The 16,483-nt window shown below is 45.4% G+C and carries 14 protein-coding genes and 1 other RNA gene; 12 read left to right on the top strand and 3 right to left on the bottom strand.

Annotated features, from left to right (window positions below; all coding sequences use genetic code 11):
- Nucleotide 1 precedes the first annotated feature (1 nt).
- Genes CAG57_RS09055 through CAG57_RS09045 form a run of 3 tightly spaced genes read right to left on the bottom strand, consistent with a single transcriptional unit; the run spans nucleotide 2 to nucleotide 2,756 of the window.
- Entirely contained in the window at nucleotides 2-592 is a 591-nt protein-coding gene (locus CAG57_RS09055; RefSeq protein WP_099611812.1) for a phosphoheptose isomerase, read from the bottom strand.
- Nucleotides 593-595: 3 nt separating this feature from the next.
- On the bottom strand, nucleotides 596-964 hold the full coding sequence (locus tag CAG57_RS09050; protein ID WP_161427234.1) for a YraN family protein: 369 nt from the start codon (nucleotides 962-964) through the stop codon (nucleotides 596-598).
- Nucleotides 951-2,756, bottom strand: coding sequence for a penicillin-binding protein activator (locus tag CAG57_RS09045; protein ID WP_161427235.1), 1,806 nt, complete (start codon nucleotides 2,754-2,756; stop codon nucleotides 951-953). The genes CAG57_RS09050 and CAG57_RS09045 overlap by 14 nt, the downstream gene beginning before the upstream one ends.
- A 69-nt stretch (nucleotides 2,757-2,825) precedes the next feature.
- Here CAG57_RS09045 and rsmI point away from each other — a divergent pair, with 69 nt between their 5' ends.
- From rsmI to murC, 12 genes are all read left to right on the top strand, one after another.
- On the top strand, nucleotides 2,826-3,692 hold the full coding sequence (gene rsmI / locus CAG57_RS09040; RefSeq protein ID WP_161427228.1) for a 16S rRNA (cytidine(1402)-2'-O)-methyltransferase: 867 nt from the start codon (nucleotides 2,826-2,828) through the stop codon (nucleotides 3,690-3,692).
- A gap of 87 nt (nucleotides 3,693-3,779) precedes the next feature.
- Nucleotides 3,780-4,173, top strand: an RNA gene (gene rnpB, locus CAG57_RS09035) — RNase P RNA component class A.
- A 185-nt stretch (nucleotides 4,174-4,358) separates the two neighbouring features.
- Entirely contained in the window at nucleotides 4,359-5,309 is a 951-nt protein-coding gene (gene rsmH, locus CAG57_RS09030; protein WP_161427227.1) for a 16S rRNA (cytosine(1402)-N(4))-methyltransferase RsmH, read from the top strand.
- Between the two features lie 7 nt (nucleotides 5,310-5,316).
- Nucleotides 5,317-5,634 (top strand): cell division protein FtsL, encoded by a 318-nt coding sequence (gene ftsL, locus CAG57_RS09025; protein ID WP_161427226.1) that lies wholly within the window; start codon nucleotides 5,317-5,319, stop codon nucleotides 5,632-5,634.
- Nucleotides 5,631-7,379, top strand: a complete 1,749-nt coding sequence (locus tag CAG57_RS09020; protein WP_161427225.1) for a penicillin-binding transpeptidase domain-containing protein — start codon at nucleotides 5,631-5,633, stop codon at nucleotides 7,377-7,379. Before ftsL ends, CAG57_RS09020 begins: the two co-directional genes overlap by 4 nt.
- A gap of 33 nt (nucleotides 7,380-7,412) precedes the next feature.
- A complete protein-coding gene (murE, locus tag CAG57_RS09015) occupies nucleotides 7,413-8,897 on the top strand; it encodes a UDP-N-acetylmuramoyl-L-alanyl-D-glutamate--2,6-diaminopimelate ligase (RefSeq protein WP_161427224.1) in 1,485 nt (494 codons plus the stop codon).
- On the top strand, nucleotides 8,894-10,255 hold the full coding sequence (locus CAG57_RS09010; protein ID WP_099611818.1) for a UDP-N-acetylmuramoyl-tripeptide--D-alanyl-D-alanine ligase: 1,362 nt from the start codon (nucleotides 8,894-8,896) through the stop codon (nucleotides 10,253-10,255). Before murE ends, CAG57_RS09010 begins: the two co-directional genes overlap by 4 nt.
- Complete coding sequence (gene mraY, locus CAG57_RS09005; RefSeq protein ID WP_099611819.1) at nucleotides 10,252-11,334, top strand: phospho-N-acetylmuramoyl-pentapeptide-transferase; 1,083 nt, start codon at nucleotides 10,252-10,254, stop codon at nucleotides 11,332-11,334. Before CAG57_RS09010 ends, mraY begins: the two co-directional genes overlap by 4 nt.
- Before the next feature lie 23 nt (nucleotides 11,335-11,357).
- Nucleotides 11,358-12,692 (top strand): UDP-N-acetylmuramoyl-L-alanine--D-glutamate ligase, encoded by a 1,335-nt coding sequence (gene murD / locus CAG57_RS09000; protein WP_161427233.1) that lies wholly within the window; start codon nucleotides 11,358-11,360, stop codon nucleotides 12,690-12,692.
- A 5-nt stretch (nucleotides 12,693-12,697) separates the two neighbouring features.
- The gene (gene ftsW, locus CAG57_RS08995) at nucleotides 12,698-13,888 is read left to right on the top strand and encodes a cell division protein FtsW (RefSeq protein ID WP_237665814.1); all 1,191 of its coding nucleotides are present in this window, start codon (nucleotides 12,698-12,700) and stop codon (nucleotides 13,886-13,888) included.
- Nucleotides 13,875-14,945, top strand: a complete 1,071-nt coding sequence (gene murG / locus CAG57_RS08990) for an undecaprenyldiphospho-muramoylpentapeptide beta-N-acetylglucosaminyltransferase (protein WP_161427232.1) — start codon at nucleotides 13,875-13,877, stop codon at nucleotides 14,943-14,945. Before ftsW ends, murG begins: the two co-directional genes overlap by 14 nt.
- A 10-nt stretch (nucleotides 14,946-14,955) precedes the next feature.
- A complete protein-coding gene (gene murC, locus CAG57_RS08985) occupies nucleotides 14,956-16,419 on the top strand; it encodes a UDP-N-acetylmuramate--L-alanine ligase (protein WP_161427223.1) in 1,464 nt (487 codons plus the stop codon).
- The last annotated feature ends 64 nt before the right edge of the window (nucleotides 16,420-16,483 follow it).

Raw genomic sequence — 16,483 nt, 5'->3', positions numbered from 1 at the left:
TTTACTCTTCATGAGCTGGAAATAAAACTTGGTCAATGAGATCACATAAACAGTGTAATGTGACCATATGTACTTCATGGATACGCGCTGTTCGATGGGACGGAATCCGAATTTCGACGTCATTTTCGCCTAACAACCCTGCCATTTCGCCTCCATCTTTACCGGTTAACGCGATAATCGTCATGTCACGCGTAACGGCTGCTTCCATCGCTTTGATGATATTCTTGCTGTTACCGCTAGTCGATATCGCGAGTAGAATGTCACCAGTTTGTCCAAATGCTCTCACTTGTTTAGAAAATATTTCTTGATAGTGATAGTCATTGGCTACTGCAGTTAAGGTGGTGTTGTCTGCGGTGAGTGCCATTGCTGGAAGGCTAGGACGCTCTGTTTCAAAACGATTAAGCAGGCAAGAGGCAAATTGTTGGGCATTTGCTGCTGAGCCGCCATTGCCACAGCACAGAATTTTTTGGCCATTAAGCAAGCTAGCAACCATAATTTGGGCGGCATGCATAATGGCATCCGGGAGAGCTTCTGCTGCGGCGATTTGAATTTGAATACTTTCGGTAAAACTATCTTTTATGCTGTCGAGCATGGATTATCCTTGGGTAATTGCGTTTTTTATCCACTCAATGTGTTGGCCATGTTGATGGATGGCAACCACATCAAATCGAAAGTCAGTGTTTTCGATGTGGCAACCACGCTTGAGCATCCACCAATTTGCGGTTTTAATCAAGCGAGCTTGTTTGCGGGGAGTGACGGTTTCTGCAGCATGGCCATGATGTTGATTTTTACGATATTTGACTTCAATAAAGACCAAACAGGCTCCATCTTGCATGATCAAATCCAATTCACCGCCTCGTGCATGGAAATTTTGTTCTAAAACCTTTAGCCCTTGGCGGCTTAAATATTCTGCCGCCAATTGCTCGTAATGTTGTCCGGTTTCTCGGTGGCTAAAGAGCCCCATGTTCAGCCCAACTAATTTCTCGTTGTACAACACACTGCTCATCGATACCAAGTAGGCCGGTTTGGCCTTGAATCGTGTAACCTTCGACTACTTTCATCTGTGGGAGTTCCACCATTAATCGATAGGCATCCATACCCAGGGCTTGTAAGCGGCGATCCGCATTCGACGATTTGGGCCATAACTGTTCAACCTGCTTGGCGATGCTTTGTGTGGGCTGGATCAGTAATGGAATATCACTGTAAGTGATGCCAGAAAGGTCTTCAAACTGACGACCGCTAGCATGACTGGTTGAATTAGAAAATAGTTTCGGTGGCCGAGTATCTGGGTTTATAGCGACCTCAATAAAAGGTTTAATTAGAATAAGATCTGAACTACTGGCGGCAATATATACGGCATCAATGTCTCTACGACTACGCGGTTGGCTCTCAAAACTCATGCCTAATAATGCATTCATTTGTGCTATATTTTGCTGGCTGTCCTGTAGACCAAAAACACGGTTAATATTGCGTTGTAACTGCCGTTTGTCTCCGAATAGGTTACTGGTTACGGCATTTTTGCTGAACTTACGCCACTCTTGTGTAAATGCATCAACCACACGTTCGCCATAGCTGCCTTGTGGCGCGAGAACTAATGGATATTGGTAGCCTTGACTAAATAAGTATTTCGCAGCTTGCGCAACTTCTTGCTCGGGAGATAGCGTTAAATAACAAGTGTTGGCTTGTTCATCCATTTGTTCTGGAATATTTAAGGCTAAGGTTGGAATGCTTTGCCCGCGTTGTTTCTGGAATGATTGCAATTTTTCTATATTATCTTTGACCAATGGCCCGACAATAAAGTCTATTTTCTTTTGTGTCAGGATAGTATCAATCGATTCTAATGTTTCTGCATTGGTATCTAAAATGGTCAATGTGGCATCAGGCTGACGTTGTGAGTCATTCATCATTGCCATAATAAACCCGTCACGAATTAATTGAGCTTGCTTAGCAAAGCGGCCTGTTAACGGTAATAAAAGAGCGGTATGAGTTGGTTGAACCAGATCAAGCGCTAAAATATCTTGGATGGCCTGAGGCGTATATTGTGCTGCGGGATGCTGAGGGTTTTCGTTTAACCACTTTTCTAAGGTATTTTTTAGTTGAGGTAAATCGTTAGCCAATGTTTTGACATAAATAGTGAGTTGTAACCAGCCGTCTAAGATCTCTTCATCAGGTTGTGCTGAAAATTTAGTAATGGCGTAACTAGAATAATGATTGAGGTTTAGCCAAATTTGATCCGCAATCGCTTCTTGCTGCTCGACGGGAGTAAGATCATAAAGGGCCACCAGTTCTCGGCTAGAGTCAAACGCTCGATTAAGCGTAGTAAAAATATCGGCTCTTAATTGATGGTAAGTTTGCCACTGTTGAGGGGCCACTGACCAGTTTGCTTTGAAATTCAGCTGAGCTAAGGCTTGCTGATACTGCTCATGGTTAACCAATAACTGGGCTCTGGCCAATTGCCACTCGGCTTGCTGTGATGTGGTTAAGTGCTGTTTAGAGAGCCGACGAATCAGTAATTCTGCTTGTGTGCTTTCTCCTTCAGCAACCGCAGATTTTAATGCCATGATTAACCAGTCATTTTGCAATTGACCTTGGCTGCTATCCGCCCGCATGAGATACGTTTGTGTTGCCAGTTCAGGTTGGCTGGTAATATCGACCGATTCAGGAATCGAAGAGGTCGTTGAACAAGCTGCAAGCATGATCGCCAATGCAACAGGAGTAAGTAAGCGTGTTACACTGCGTCTCTGATGGTTCTTCATAGCCATGAGTTCTTTCATTATTCCGTGTAAGATGGTCTCTATATTAATCGTTGAAGTGATGGTAAACAAATGACAGATAACAAAACCTTGCTTGCTGAGGTCCCAACGCTCTATATCGTTCCCACGCCGATTGGCAATTTAGGCGATATAACTCAGCGAGCACTCGATGTACTTTCCCGTGTTGATGTTATCGCAGCGGAAGATACGCGTCATACTGGTAAATTATTGGCTCACTTCAATATTCAAACGAAGACGTTTGCCTTGCATGATCACAACGAACAGCAAAAAGCTCAAGTGTTAGTTGATAAATTATTGTCAGGTTTTTCTATTGCGCTCGTTTCCGATGCAGGGACGCCTCTGATTAGTGATCCAGGTTATCATTTAGTCACGCAATGTCGTCAAGCGGGTGTAAAAGTTGTCCCTCTTCCTGGCGCTTGTGCCGTGATTACCGCATTAAGTGCCTCTGGTTTACCTTCTGATAGGTTTAGCTTTGAAGGTTTTCTTCCGGCTAAAAGCAAAGGTCGTAAAGATAAATTGTTAGAGATCGCTAAAGCAGAGCGAACCTGTATTTTTTATGAGTCGCCACATCGTATTAGTGAATCTTTGCGAGATATGTTAGAAATCCTTGGGCCAGATCGTCAGGTGGTGCTCGCTCGTGAACTGACTAAAACCTTTGAAACGATTCAAGGCTTACCACTTGGTGAATTGATCACCTGGATAGAAGAAGATGAAAATCGTAAACGTGGCGAGATGGTATTGCTTATTCATGGTCATCGAGAAGAAAAAAATGACGCATTGCCGGATCAAGCCTTAAGAGCATTAGCCATCTTAACGAAAGAGTTACCACTGAAAAAAGCAGCAGCCTTAGCGGCAGAAATTTATAATTTGAAAAAAAACGCCTTATATAAATGGGGGCTGGATTATTTATCATCGTGATGTTTTTTTGAACGGTTAATCTGATTTCTGTCTGATGTTTGGATTGTTGCTAGACAGCCTCTGTGGTTATCTATAGAATCCGTGCTCGGAGTTGACTGGGTAGTCGCTGCCTTATTGACGTCCCTTAACCGTGTGTTAGGGAGACTGATAAGGGGGAGGAAAGTCCGGGCTCCATAGAGCAGGGTGCCAGGTAACGCCTGGGGGGCGCAAGCCTACGACAAGTGCAGCAGAGAGAAGACCGCCGATGGCCCTTCGGGGATCAGGTAAGGGTGAAAGGGTGCGGTAAGAGCGCACCGTGCGGCTGGCAACAGTTCGTAGCAAGGTAAACTCCACCCGGAGCAAGACCAAATAGGCTTCCACATAGCGTTGCTCGCGTTAGGAGGCGGGTAGGTTGCTTGAGCCAGTGAGTGATTGCTGGCCTAGAGGAATGGCTACTACCGCGCAAGCGGAACAGAACCCGGCTTATACGTCGACTCCACCTATTCAGACCCATTATAGCCCTCGGTTATAATGGGTTTTTTGCTTTTTATTGACTTAGTCGATGGTAAAACCATTAAACTTAGCGCAATGTCACGTCCTATCTATGTTTATGGGTAGCGATGAAGTGGAAAATCGGTACACTAACTTAATCACCAAGGCCGCTTAACTGAGCGAAACGAGAATCTTATGACTGAATCTTTCCAACATATTTCGGTGCTGCTTCATGAATCTATCGAAGGGCTTGCTATTAAACCGGATGGAATTTATATCGATGGAACTTTTGGCCGGGGAGGGCATAGCCGGACTATTTTATCTCAACTTGGTGAAAATGGGCGCTTATATAGTATTGACCGCGATCCACAGGCGATTGCAGAAGCAAAAAAAATAGACGATCCGCGTTTTACCATTATTCATGGTCCTTTTTCAGGCATTGCTCAATATGCGATCCAATATGGGTTACAAGGCAAAGTGGATGGTGTGCTGTTTGATTTGGGGGTTTCCTCACCACAGCTTGATGATGCTGAGCGTGGATTTAGCTTTATGAAGGATGGTCCACTGGATATGCGCATGGATCCCAGTTCAGGTATTCCTGTTTCGCAATGGTTATTGGAAGCTGATCTTGATGATATCACTTGGGTTATTCGGGAATTTGGTGAAGATAAACATGCTAGGCGCATTGCCAAAGCCATCATCGCCTATCAAGAAAATCCAGAGAATGCACCACTGACCCGAACCAGTCAGTTAGCGAAGTTGATTTCAGAAGCTGCGCCTAAGAGTTTTAAAGAGAAAAAACATCCCGCGACTCGCGCATTTCAAGCATTCCGAATTTATATCAATAGTGAATTGGAAGAGATTGATACCGCTTTACAAGGTGCAGCCAATATTCTGGCTCCCGAAGGGCGGCTTTCTGTTATTAGCTTTCACTCATTGGAAGATAGAATGGTCAAACGCTTTATCCGTAAAGAGAGTAAAGGCCCTGAAGTTCCACATGGTATTCCACTGACTGAAGCTCAAATTAGCGCACTTGGGCGAGCGAAATTGAAAACGATCGGCAAAGCGATTAAACCTTCTGAGCATGAAGTATCACTGAATCCACGTTCACGAAGTTCAGTGTTACGTGTGGCCGAAAAACTTTAACGTTGCTATGTCGTCATCTCAACCGAATCTCACTAAATTAATTGCCTTCGACCTATTGACGGTAGGTCGACTACCGCTTCTGCTCATGATGACTATCTTTATGAGCGCCATGGCCATTGTTTTTACCACACATCATACTCGTCAATCGGTCACCGAGAAAAACACTGCGTTGCAACAGCGAGATCATCTAGACAATGAATGGCGAAATTTAATTTTAGAAGAAACCGCTTTATCTGAGCACAGCCGAGTACAGGACTTAGCAAGCAAGGAACTAATGATGAAGCGACCGGATGCTGATAAAGAGGTTGTGATTGAGTTGAAATGAGTAAAACGCCATCAAAGAAAAAAGCCCAATCAAATTTGAAGGCGAAGACAACAGAAAAATCGTCTCCGGTATTTATCCGCTGGCGATTTTTTCTCATTATTTTTTTTGTGTTGTTGGCCTTTGGTGCTCTGGTAAGTCGACTTGCGTTTATTCAAATCATTGAGCCGGATAACTTGATTCGTGAAGGTGATCTACGTTCTGTTCGAGCGGAAACTTTACATTCAGCTCGCGGCATTATTTCTGATCGGAATGGTGAAGCCTTAGCCGTTAGTGTTCCTGTTGAAGCTGTGTGGGCTGATCCGGTAACAATCTTTAAACAAGGCGGTTTGGTTGAGAAAGATAGGTGGCATGCCTTAGCGGATGTACTTGGGCTGGATCGACAAGAAATGCTAAAAAAAATCGAAACCAACCAAACTCGTCGCTTTGTTTATTTACAGCGTCAAGTCAGTCCCGCGATGGCGAAATACATTCGTGAGCTTAAGCTCACGGGCGTTGGGCTAAAATCAGAATCTCGTCGCTATTATCCTGCTGGAGAAGTTAGTGCTCACTTGATCGGTGTGACTGGTATTGATGGTCATGGTTTAGAAGGGGTAGAGCGCAGTTATGACAAATGGCTTACTGGAGAAGCTGGCAAGAGCATTATTCGCAAAGATCGTTATGGTCGTGTGGTTGAAAATATTGCCTTAGAAGAACGAGAAGAAGGTAAACCATTACCATTAACCATTGATCAACGCTTACAAGCGATTGCTTTTCGTGCGGTAAAGCAAGCTATGGCCGATTATCGGGCGACCTCTGCCTCTGCGGTGATGCTTGATGTCAAAACGGGCGCGGTGTTAGCTATGGTCAATGCGCCTTCCTATAACCCGAATAATCGTAGTGATTGGCAAAGTTTTAAAATGCGTAACCGAGTGATTACCGATGCATTTGAACCTGGATCAACCGTCAAACCGTTTGTGGTTTTGACGGCATTAGCCAACGGTACGGCTGATGAGACCACGATTATTGATACTGGTGATGGGGTTATGCAGGTCGGTGGGAGTCGAGTCAGAGACACATCTAAGGTTGGCAAAGCAAACTTACAGCTGATCTTGAAAAAATCGAGCAATGTAGGCGTTGCGAAATTAGCGTTAGGTATGCCACTTGAGGACTTACTCGCAATGTACAGTGCGGTTGGGCTTGGTGAAGTGTCAGGGTTAAATCTCGTCGGTGAAAGCAGCGGTATTTTTCCTAATCGTCGGCGTTGGTCTCCCTTTGAAATTGCCACGTTAGCATTTGGTTATGGCATTTCCATTACCCCCATTCAACTTGCTCATGCTTATGCTACATTAGGTAATTTAGGTGTTTATCAGCCGGTGCATATTATTGATAGTAATCAACAAAATTTGGCGCAGCGAGTGGTTGAAGAGCAATATGCCAAGCAGGTGCTCACCATGTTAGAAACCGTCACTCAACCGGGAGGGACAGCCACTCAAGCTGCTGTTCCTGGTTATCGTATTGCCGCTAAGTCTGGCACATCACGGAAAGCCGTTGCTGGTGGTTATAGTGACGAATATTTTGCTTATACCGCAGGGGTTGCTCCGGTGAGTGACCCTCGCATTTCGTTAGTGGTGATGGTGAATGAACCGCAAGGGGATTCTTATTATGGTGGTGCAGTGGCTGGCCCTGTATTTTCTGAAATCATGCAAGGAGCGTTACAAATTTTAAATATCGCCCCTGATGAAAACCGCTTTCAATCATCAAATTAGCCAGTCAATTATGCGCACGATATGGAATAACGGATGAATACTTCCCTCTCTTTAGCTCAATTACTTGCTCCTTGGCTTTGCGTCAATGATTCACGTTTAGATGCTTTGCGTATCCAGCACTTAAAGTTGGACAGCCGTCATATCAGGTTAGGTGATACTTTTATTGCGATTCAAGGACACTCTGTTGATGGGCGGCAATTTATCGATAAAGCGATTGCGCAAGGCGCACAGTTAGTTTTAGCCCAAGCGAGTGAAGAGGCTGCGCATGGCTTATTACAATTGAGAGATTCGGTGCCCGTTCTTTTTCTTGAGGCATTACCTGATATGTTATCTGAACTGGCTGGGCGAGTGTATGGCGGCCATCACAATCAAGTCATTGCAGTGACAGGCACCAATGGTAAAACGACTATTAGCCAGTTAATCGCTCAATGGCTTGAGGCGATTGGACAAAAATCGGCCGTGATGGGTACGACTGGCAATGGTTTTTTATCATCATTACAAGCGAGCCAAAATACCACGGGCAATGCTATAGACGTACAAGCGACATTACGTGAATTCGCTGATGCCGGCGCAACTTATACTGCGATGGAGGTATCATCTCATGGTTTAATCCAGGGACGGGTAAGGGCTGTTCCTTTTGTGGCTGGTGTCTTTTCTAACCTAAGCCGTGATCACCTTGATTACCACGGTACAATGGAGGCTTATGCCGAAGCCAAGCGCTCGCTATTTACTGAACATCATTGCCAACAAGCGATTATTAATGTTGATGATCCGGTAGGAGCAAGTTGGGTAGAGATGCTACCTCATGCGATTGGTGTGTCACTACACACAGAACCAACTACGCAACAAGGGGTGTGGGCAACCGCGGTTCATTATACCTCAAATGGTATTTCGCTCGACTTTTCAGGCAGCTGGGGAGAAGGGCATTTGAAGGTACCGTTAATCGGCGAATTTAATGCAGAAAATGTGTTACTGGCATTTACCACCTTACTAAGCTTAGGGATCGAAAAACAGAAATTGATTGAGACCGCCGCTCAACTTCGCCCCGTTGTTGGACGAATGGAGTTGTTTCATGCTGCGGGGAAAGCTCAAGTTGTGGTTGATTATGCACATACGCCGGATGCACTAGAAAAAGCGTTACGGGCATTACGAATTCATTGCCAAGGAACACTGTGGGTGATTTTCGGCTGTGGTGGCGACCGAGATAAAGGCAAGCGTCCGATGATGGTAGCGATTGCTGAGCAGTTTGCAGATCGAATGATTTTGACTGATGACAACCCCCGTAGTGAGTCTCCCGATGCGATCATACAAGATATGCTGGTCGGGCTAAGCCATCAACAGGCTCATGTAGAGCACAACCGCTTTAACGCATTGGCTTTTGCTCTGCATCATGCCAAAGAGAATGACATTATTTTACTCGCGGGGAAAGGGCATGAAGAGTACCAAATCCTCGCCGACCAAACGGTTCACTACTCCGATCGAGAATCGGCGCAAATTTTATTAGGGCTCTTAGCATGATAACCACCAACCTTGAGACGCTTCGTGAGGTATTAAAAGCTCAACTCATTGGCGAAAACTGCGTCATCACTTCAGTTTCTACGGATACCCGTCAGATGGGTCAGCAAGCGTTATTCGTCGCATTAGTTGGCGAGCGATTTGATGCCCATCAGTTTGCTCAACAAGCGGTAGATGCGGGGGCTTGTGCGCTGCTTGTGGAGCGTCAGTTATCCGTCAATATTCCTCAACTCGTGGTGAATAATAGCAAACAAGCACTTGGGCAGCTGGCTGCTTGGGTACATCAACAGTGTCAGACAGCAACCATCGCCATTACCGGAAGTTGTGGTAAAACGACAGTCAAAGAGATGACCGCCAGTATTTTATCGATAAAAGGACAGGTTCTTTTTACCTCTGGTAACTTTAATAACGACGTCGGTGTGCCATTAACCTTACTGCGTTCTACACCGCAAGATGATTTTGCCGTGATAGAGTTGGGCGCGAATCATCGAGGCGAAATCGCCTATACAGTGGGATTGGTCAACCCCGATGTTGCCTTAGTGAATAATGTGGCAGCCGCACACTTAGAAGGTTTCGGTTCGCTTGATGGGGTTAAACAGGCGAAAGGCGAAATTTACCAAGGGTTAGCGTCAGGGAAAACGGCACTTGTTAATTTAGAGAGTCATGGCGGGGAACTCTGGACGCCAGTGTTAGCCGACAAAAGGGTTAAAACTTTTTCGGTTAACCAACCTTCCGCTGACTTTTCTGCTCGGGATATCGTATTAAATGACGAGGGAAAAGCGCATTTTATTTTAGTGACTCCGCAGGGGGAAACCAGCGTTTCTTTAACCATCGTTGGTCAGCATAACGTAGCTAATGCGTTAGCAGCAAGCGCCTTGGCGATGGAGCTGGGGGCAAATCTTGCTGACGTAAAATATGGGCTTGAACATCTTTTAGCCATTAAAGGTCGAGTTGATGTTACCCCATTGACTTCGAATATTCGCCTGATTGACGACAGTTACAATGCCAGTGTACCGGCGATGAAAGCCGCCATCGATTTATTAGGCTCTTTTTCTGGAGTGCGTTGGTTAATTTTAGGCAATATGGCTGAGTTAGGTGAGGAAAGTCTTGCACTTCATCAGCAAGTCGGTAAACATGCTGCCCCATTCCAATTTGATTATATTTTGACGTATGGAGAAGATGCGCGAGTGATCAGCGAATGTTGTCACGGCCAGCACTTCGAGACGCATCAAGATATGTTTGTGTTTATTGAGCAGCAACTCAAAAAGCAATCAGAATGTGCTCATGTTCTGCTCGTCAAAGGGGCGAACAGTTCAGGAATGAGCCAAATTGTTACTGCTCTCAAGGAGAAATACTCATGATTATTTGGCTTGCCGAGTTACTCCAGCCATATTTTTCGTTTTTTCGATTGTTCGAATATTTATCGTTTCGCGCGATAGTCAGCATCCTGACGGCATTAGGCTTGTCATTGTGGATGGGGCCTCGGTTGATTAAGCGCTTGCAATTGCTACAAATTGGTCAGGTTGTCCGTAACGATGGGCCTGAATCTCATTTCAGTAAACGAGGTACGCCAACGATGGGAGGGGTGATGATTTTAGCCTCGATCATCATTACGGTACTCTTGTGGACTGATCTCACTAACCCCTATGTTTGGGCGGTATTAGCAGTATTGACTGGTTATGGCGTGATCGGTTTTGTCGATGATTATCGTAAAGTGGTCCGTAAAAATACCGATGGGCTCATTGCGCGTTGGAAATATTTTTGGCAGTCCGCGATTGCGTTAGTCGTCGCATTTGTTTTGTATACACATGGGCAAGATACTGCCGCAACACAATTAGTTGTCCCCTTTTTTAAAGATGTGATGCCTCAACTGGGGGTACTGTATATTGTATTGACCTATTTTGTCATTGTTGGTACCAGCAACGCGGTGAACTTAACCGATGGGCTGGATGGGCTTGCTATTATGCCGACTGTCTTAGTCTCTGCTGCGTTTGGTGCGATTGCTTGGGCTACAGGGAATGTCCAATTTGCCAATTATTTGCATATTCCTTATATCCCTTATACCTCGGAGCTAGTCGTGGTTTGTACCGCGATGGTCGGGGCTGGCTTGGGCTTTTTGTGGTTTAATACCTATCCAGCGCAAGTATTTATGGGCGATGTTGGGTCTCTTGCCTTAGGTGGAGCATTAGGCACGATTGCCGTGCTGGTGCGGCAAGAGTTTGTGTTGGTGATCATGGGGGGCGTTTTCGTTATGGAAACCGTATCTGTGATTTTACAGGTAGGCTCTTATAAATTACGTGGTCAACGTATTTTCCGTATGGCCCCGATTCATCATCACTATGAATTGAAAGGATGGCCAGAACCACGAGTGATCGTGCGTTTTTGGATTATTTCGATTGTATTGGTTTTGATCGGTCTAGCAACGCTTAAAGTGCGTTAAGTCAATTGGGATACAAAATGAAAATGGATCGTTGGCAAGGTATTCAGCATGTTGTGGTTGTCGGTCTTGGTATTACCGGGCTCTCTGTCGTTAAGTATCTGCGTCATTATCACCCCTCGATCGTGGTGAAAGTCATTGATACTCGCGAGTTACCGCCGGGGCAAGATCAGCTCGAAGAGTCGATCCCTTTTCATTGTGGCAGTTGGCACTTACCATGGTTGCTTACAGCCGATCTGATTGTCACAAATCCTGGTATTGCATTGGCAACGCCAGAGATACAGCAAGCGATCCAACAAGGTATTCCTGTTGTTGGAGACATTGAGTTGTTTGCTTGGCATGTGGATAAACCAGTGATTGCGATTACCGGCTCAAACGGTAAAAGTACTGTGACTGATCTAACTGGTGAGTTGGCAAAAGCGGCTGGTATTGTGACGGCTGTCGGTGGCAATATTGGAGTACCTGCACTGGATTTACTTGCTCAGGAGGCCGACTTGTATGTGTTGGAATTGTCGAGTTTTCAATTAGAAACCACAGAGCATTTGGCGCTAGTGGCAGGGGCTTTTTTGAACTTGTCTGAAGATCATATGGACCGTTACTCAGACATGGCTGCCTATCGTCGAGCTAAGTTACGCATTTTTCAACACGCAGAAACGGCAATCGTCAATGCCGATGACCCGCAGACGGTTCCTGAATCCTTTCTAGGGACGCAAATGACCTTCGGGTTAGCCAGTCATTTGGCTGATTATCGAGTCGCCGTTTATCAAGGGCAAGAGTGGTTATTGGCGAAGGGCACACCCGTATTACCGGTGGCAGAGTTGAGTTTGGTTGGGCGACATAACGTTGCTAATGTACTAACAGTGTTGGCTTTATTGGAAGCCGCGCAAGTGGATTATTTGAGCGCATTGCCAACGTTGAAGTCTTATACAGGCTTGACACATCGCTGCCAACTGATTGCCGATAATGACGGCATTCGTTGGGTCAATGATTCGAAAGCAACCAATGTGGCTAGCACGCTTGCTGCATTGTCTGGCTTAGCAATTTCTGGCCGCCTATTTTTACTTGTTGGCGGTGTTGGAAAGGGGGCAGATTTTAGCGCCCTGAAACCTGCATTAGCCAAGTTGCCGGTAAAGTTATGTTGTTTTGGGCGAGATGGTGAGCAATTTATGTCGTTGCATCCTTCTGCCCAGCTTTTTACTACCATGGATCAAGCGATCGAACGCATCCATCTTGAGCTGAAACCTGGCGATATGGTGCTACTTTCTCCTGCGTGTGCAAGTTTCGACCAATTTAAACATTTTATGGCTCGAGGCGATGCGTTTGCTGCACTAGCTAAGCAGTATGCATTTGTGAAAAGGTAATGGTTTTGGCTTTCTCAACCTCATATCATGCGGTGGTGCGTTGGTTAAAAACACCTTCACCTCAAGCATTATTTGATCGCCAATTGGTCTGGTTAGCTTTGGGGTTGATGTTAATTGGTTTAGTGATGGTCACTTCGGCATCTTTTCCAATTAGCTCTAGGCTGACGGATCAACCATTTCACTTTATGTTTCGCCATGGCATTTTTTTACTGTTGGCTTTATTAACGGCTTCCATTGTTCTGCAAGTCCCAGTCGAACGTTGGATGCGCCATAGCTCGGTGTTGTTAGCCATATCCTTCTTATTACTAATTGTTGTATTGTTTGCTGGTAAATCAGTCAATGGTGCTTCTCGTTGGATCCCTTTAGGGCTTTTTAACTTGCAGCCAGCAGAGGTGGCCAAGCTCTCGCTGTTTATTTTTATGTCGAGCTATTTGGTTCGCAAACAAGATGAGGTAAGAGAAACCTTCTTTGGTGGGTTCATGAAGCCTATCATGGTGTTTGGTGCGTTGGCTGGCTTACTGTTAGGACAACCTGATTTAGGTACTGTGATTGTCATGTTAGTCACCTTATTTGGCATGTTGTTTATTGCTGGCGCTAAATTATCCCAGTTTTTAGCCTTGATGGTTGCGGGTATTTTAGCGGTGTTGGCTTTGATTGCAGCAGAACCATACCGGATTCGGCGTGTGACCTCTTTTCTTGATCCATGGGAAGATCCTTTTGGCAGCGGTTATCAATTAACGCAGTCTTTAATGGCCTTTGGGCGAGGTGAATGGTTTGGGCAAGGATTAGGGAACTCGATTCAAAAGCTTGAGTATTTACCTGAAGCACATACCGACTTTGTTTTTGCCGTGATGGCTGAAGAGTTAGGCTTTGTTGGTGTGGTACTGGTACTTATTTTGATTTTTAGTTTGGTGCTTAAAGCGCTATTTATTGGTAAAAAAGCATTTGAACATCATATGCAGTTTGGCGGCTATCTCGCGTTTGGAATCGGGATTTGGTTTGCGTTTCAAACGTTAGTTAATGTTGGTGCGGCAGCCGGAATCGTACCGACGAAAGGGTTAACCTTACCGTTGATCAGTTATGGTGGATCTAGTCTTATTGTCATGTCCGTTGCGGTTGCCATTTTGCTACGGATTGATTTCGAATGTCGTCTCATCCAGATAAGAAAAGAAAAAAAGAATGATGAAAAACAGTAAACGATTAATGGTGATGGCGGGCGGAACTGGTGGACATGTTTTTCCCGGACTTGCGGTAGCGAAACGCTTACAGCAGCAAGGCTGGGAAATCCGCTGGTTAGGGACCGCAGATCGTATGGAGGCCGATCTGGTACCCAAACATGGTATCGAGATTGATTTTATCCAAGTGAAAGGTTTACGCGGACAAGGTCTGTTACGTTTACTTAAAGCCCCTTGGCAAATAGTTAACGCGGTGTTGCAAGCGCGTCGCCATTTGAAAGCTTGGCAACCAGATGCAGTGCTTGGTATGGGCGGTTATGTCAGCGGCCCTGGTGGTATCGCTGCCTGGTTGCAAGGTATCCCCGTTATTTTACACGAACAAAATGCGGTGGCAGGATTGACCAACCGCTGGTTAGCTAAAATTGCGACCCAAGTCTTTCAAGCCTTTGATGGTGCTTTTACTGGTGTACCGGTTGTCGGTAATCCAGTACGTTCAGATGTTGCACAACTGGTCGAACCCGTGCAACGCTTATCCATGCGACAAGGCCCTATCCGTATTTTAGTGATGGGCGGTAGCCAAGGCGCGAGAATTTTAAACCAAACTATGCCCCAAGTGATGGCTCGTTTAGGTGAGGGCTATCAAATTCGTCATCAGGCCGGCAAGCATAATCTGCAAGATGTGGCATCTACTTATGCTCAGCATGGGCTGGCTCAAGCCGATATTGTTGAATTTATCGATGATGTCGCCGAAGCCTATGCATGGGCCGATTTAGTTGTTTGTCGATCCGGTGCTTTAACCGTTTCAGAAATATCGGCAGCTGGCGTTGCGGCGATTTTTGTCCCTTTTATGCATAAAGATCGCCAACAAGCACTTAATGCCGATCACTTGGTTGCTTGTCACGCCGCATTGATGATTGAACAGCCACAACTGACGGTTGAAAGCATGGTCAATATGATTAAGTCGATCGATCGCCCACAACTACAATTGATGGCACAAAGAGCAAGAGAGGCGGCCAAATTAAATGCCGATCAAGCTGTGGCCGACGCCATTATAAGCATAACCGCTAACAAACAATGAGAAACGATAAATGACAGTTAAACATACCCAAAACTTAGCCCAAATCCGCGCTTTGATTCCGGAAATGCGCCGAGTAAAAAGTATTCACTTTATCGGTATTGGTGGTGCTGGTATGAGTGGCATCGCAGAAGTGTTACTCAATGAGGGTTATCGTATTACTGGGTCTGATTTAACCGTCAATGCGGTGACTGAGCGGTTGACCCTTAAAGGGGCGCAGATCTACATTGGGCATCAGGCTGATAATGTTCAGCATGCCAGTGTGGTGGTGGTATCCACGGCCATCAATGAACACAACCCAGAAATTATCGCCGCCCGTGAAAAACGAATTCCTATCGTACGTCGAGCAGAAATGCTGGCAGAACTGATGCGTTTTCGTCATGGTATCGCGGTTGCTGGAACGCACGGTAAAACAACCACGACGGCATTAGTTACTCAAATTTATTCAGAAGCCGGGTTGGATCCTACTTTTGTAAATGGCGGTTTAGTAAAAAGTGCAGGAACCAATGCTCGCTTGGGTTCAAGCCGAATCTTAATCGCTGAAGCGGATGAAAGTGATGCCTCGTTTCTTTATTTACAACCGATGGTAACCATAGTGACCAATATTGAAGCGGATCATATGGATACTTATGGCGGTGATTTTGAAACGCTAAAGCAGACATTCATTGATTTTTTACATAACCTCCCTTTTTATGGTCAAGCAGTATTGTGTGTTGATGATCCTGTGGTTCATGAAATTATTCCTCGAATTAGTCGACAAGTCATCACCTATGGTTTTTCTGAACAAGCAGATGTCCGGGTTGAAAATTATCATCAACAAGGTCAGCAAGGTCGGTTTACTATCGTGCGTAAAGGGAAAGAAAAGTTAAACATTACCCTCAATATACCGGGCCGTCATAATGCACTCAATGCTGCGGCGGCGATTGCTGTTGCTACGGAAGATGACATTACCGATGAAGCCATTTTACGTGCCATGATTAACACCCAAGGAACCGGTCGCCGGTTTGACCACTTGGGAGAATTTGAATCTGGGAAAGGCAAGGTCATGCTGGTCGATGACTATGGTCATCATCCAACGGAAGTGGACGTCACTATCAAAGCTGCGCGCAGTGGCTGGTCTGAAAAACGATTGGTGATGATTTTCCAACCCCATCGCTATACTCGAACTCGGGATCTATATGATGATTTCGCTCATGTTTTGGAACAAGTGGATGTTTTAGTGATGTTGGAGGTTTATTCGGCAGGAGAGAAACCTATCGCTGGAGCCGATGGACGTTCTCTGTGCCGTGCCATTCGTAGCCGGGGTAAAATTGACCCCATTTTCGTTCCAGAAACGAAAGCTTTGCCATCCGTGTTAGCCAATATTCTGCAAGATGGTGACTTAGTGTTGACGCAAGGCGCTGGGGATATTGGTAAGGTTGCTCGTCAGTTAGCTGAATTAAAATTGGATATTGAACAGATGCAAGCGCATAAATAAGTTGCATAACTGAAGCAATATAGCAATTTAAGCACGATTTATGGTTAATTTCTGTATTTGACTA

It is taken from the genome of Vibrio sp. V30_P3S12P165 (assembly GCF_009904905.1).
Classification (GTDB): domain Bacteria; phylum Pseudomonadota; class Gammaproteobacteria; order Enterobacterales; family Vibrionaceae; genus Vibrio; species Vibrio fujianensis.
The sequence above is the reverse complement of the archived record's forward strand: the minus strand, read 5'-3'. Positions and strand labels throughout refer to the sequence as shown.

What these genes read in the sequence shown, in the direction of transcription:
- CAG57_RS09055 (WP_099611812.1), bottom strand. Translation starts at nt 592, where the DNA reads ATGCTCGACAGCATAAAAGATAGTTTTACCGAAAGTATTCAAATTCAA.
- murD (WP_161427233.1), top strand. Translation starts at nt 11,358, where the DNA reads ATGGATCGTTGGCAAGGTATTCAGCATGTTGTGGTTGTCGGTCTTGGT.
- murE (WP_161427224.1), top strand. Translation starts at nt 7,413, where the DNA reads ATGAATACTTCCCTCTCTTTAGCTCAATTACTTGCTCCTTGGCTTTGC.
- CAG57_RS09045 (WP_161427235.1), bottom strand. Translation starts at nt 2,756, where the DNA reads ATGAAGAACCATCAGAGACGCAGTGTAACACGCTTACTTACTCCTGTT.
- mraY (WP_099611819.1), top strand. Translation starts at nt 10,252, where the DNA reads ATGATTATTTGGCTTGCCGAGTTACTCCAGCCATATTTTTCGTTTTTT.
- murC (WP_161427223.1), top strand. Translation starts at nt 14,956, where the DNA reads ATGACAGTTAAACATACCCAAAACTTAGCCCAAATCCGCGCTTTGATT.
- CAG57_RS09020 (WP_161427225.1), top strand. Translation starts at nt 5,631, where the DNA reads ATGAGTAAAACGCCATCAAAGAAAAAAGCCCAATCAAATTTGAAGGCG.
- ftsL (WP_161427226.1), top strand. Translation starts at nt 5,317, where the DNA reads ATGTCGTCATCTCAACCGAATCTCACTAAATTAATTGCCTTCGACCTA.
- CAG57_RS09050 (WP_161427234.1), bottom strand. Translation starts at nt 964, where the DNA reads ATGGGGCTCTTTAGCCACCGAGAAACCGGACAACATTACGAGCAATTG.
- rsmI (WP_161427228.1), top strand. Translation starts at nt 2,826, where the DNA reads ATGACAGATAACAAAACCTTGCTTGCTGAGGTCCCAACGCTCTATATC.
- CAG57_RS09010 (WP_099611818.1), top strand. Translation starts at nt 8,894, where the DNA reads ATGATAACCACCAACCTTGAGACGCTTCGTGAGGTATTAAAAGCTCAA.
- murG (WP_161427232.1), top strand. Translation starts at nt 13,875, where the DNA reads ATGAAAAACAGTAAACGATTAATGGTGATGGCGGGCGGAACTGGTGGA.
- rsmH (WP_161427227.1), top strand. Translation starts at nt 4,359, where the DNA reads ATGACTGAATCTTTCCAACATATTTCGGTGCTGCTTCATGAATCTATC.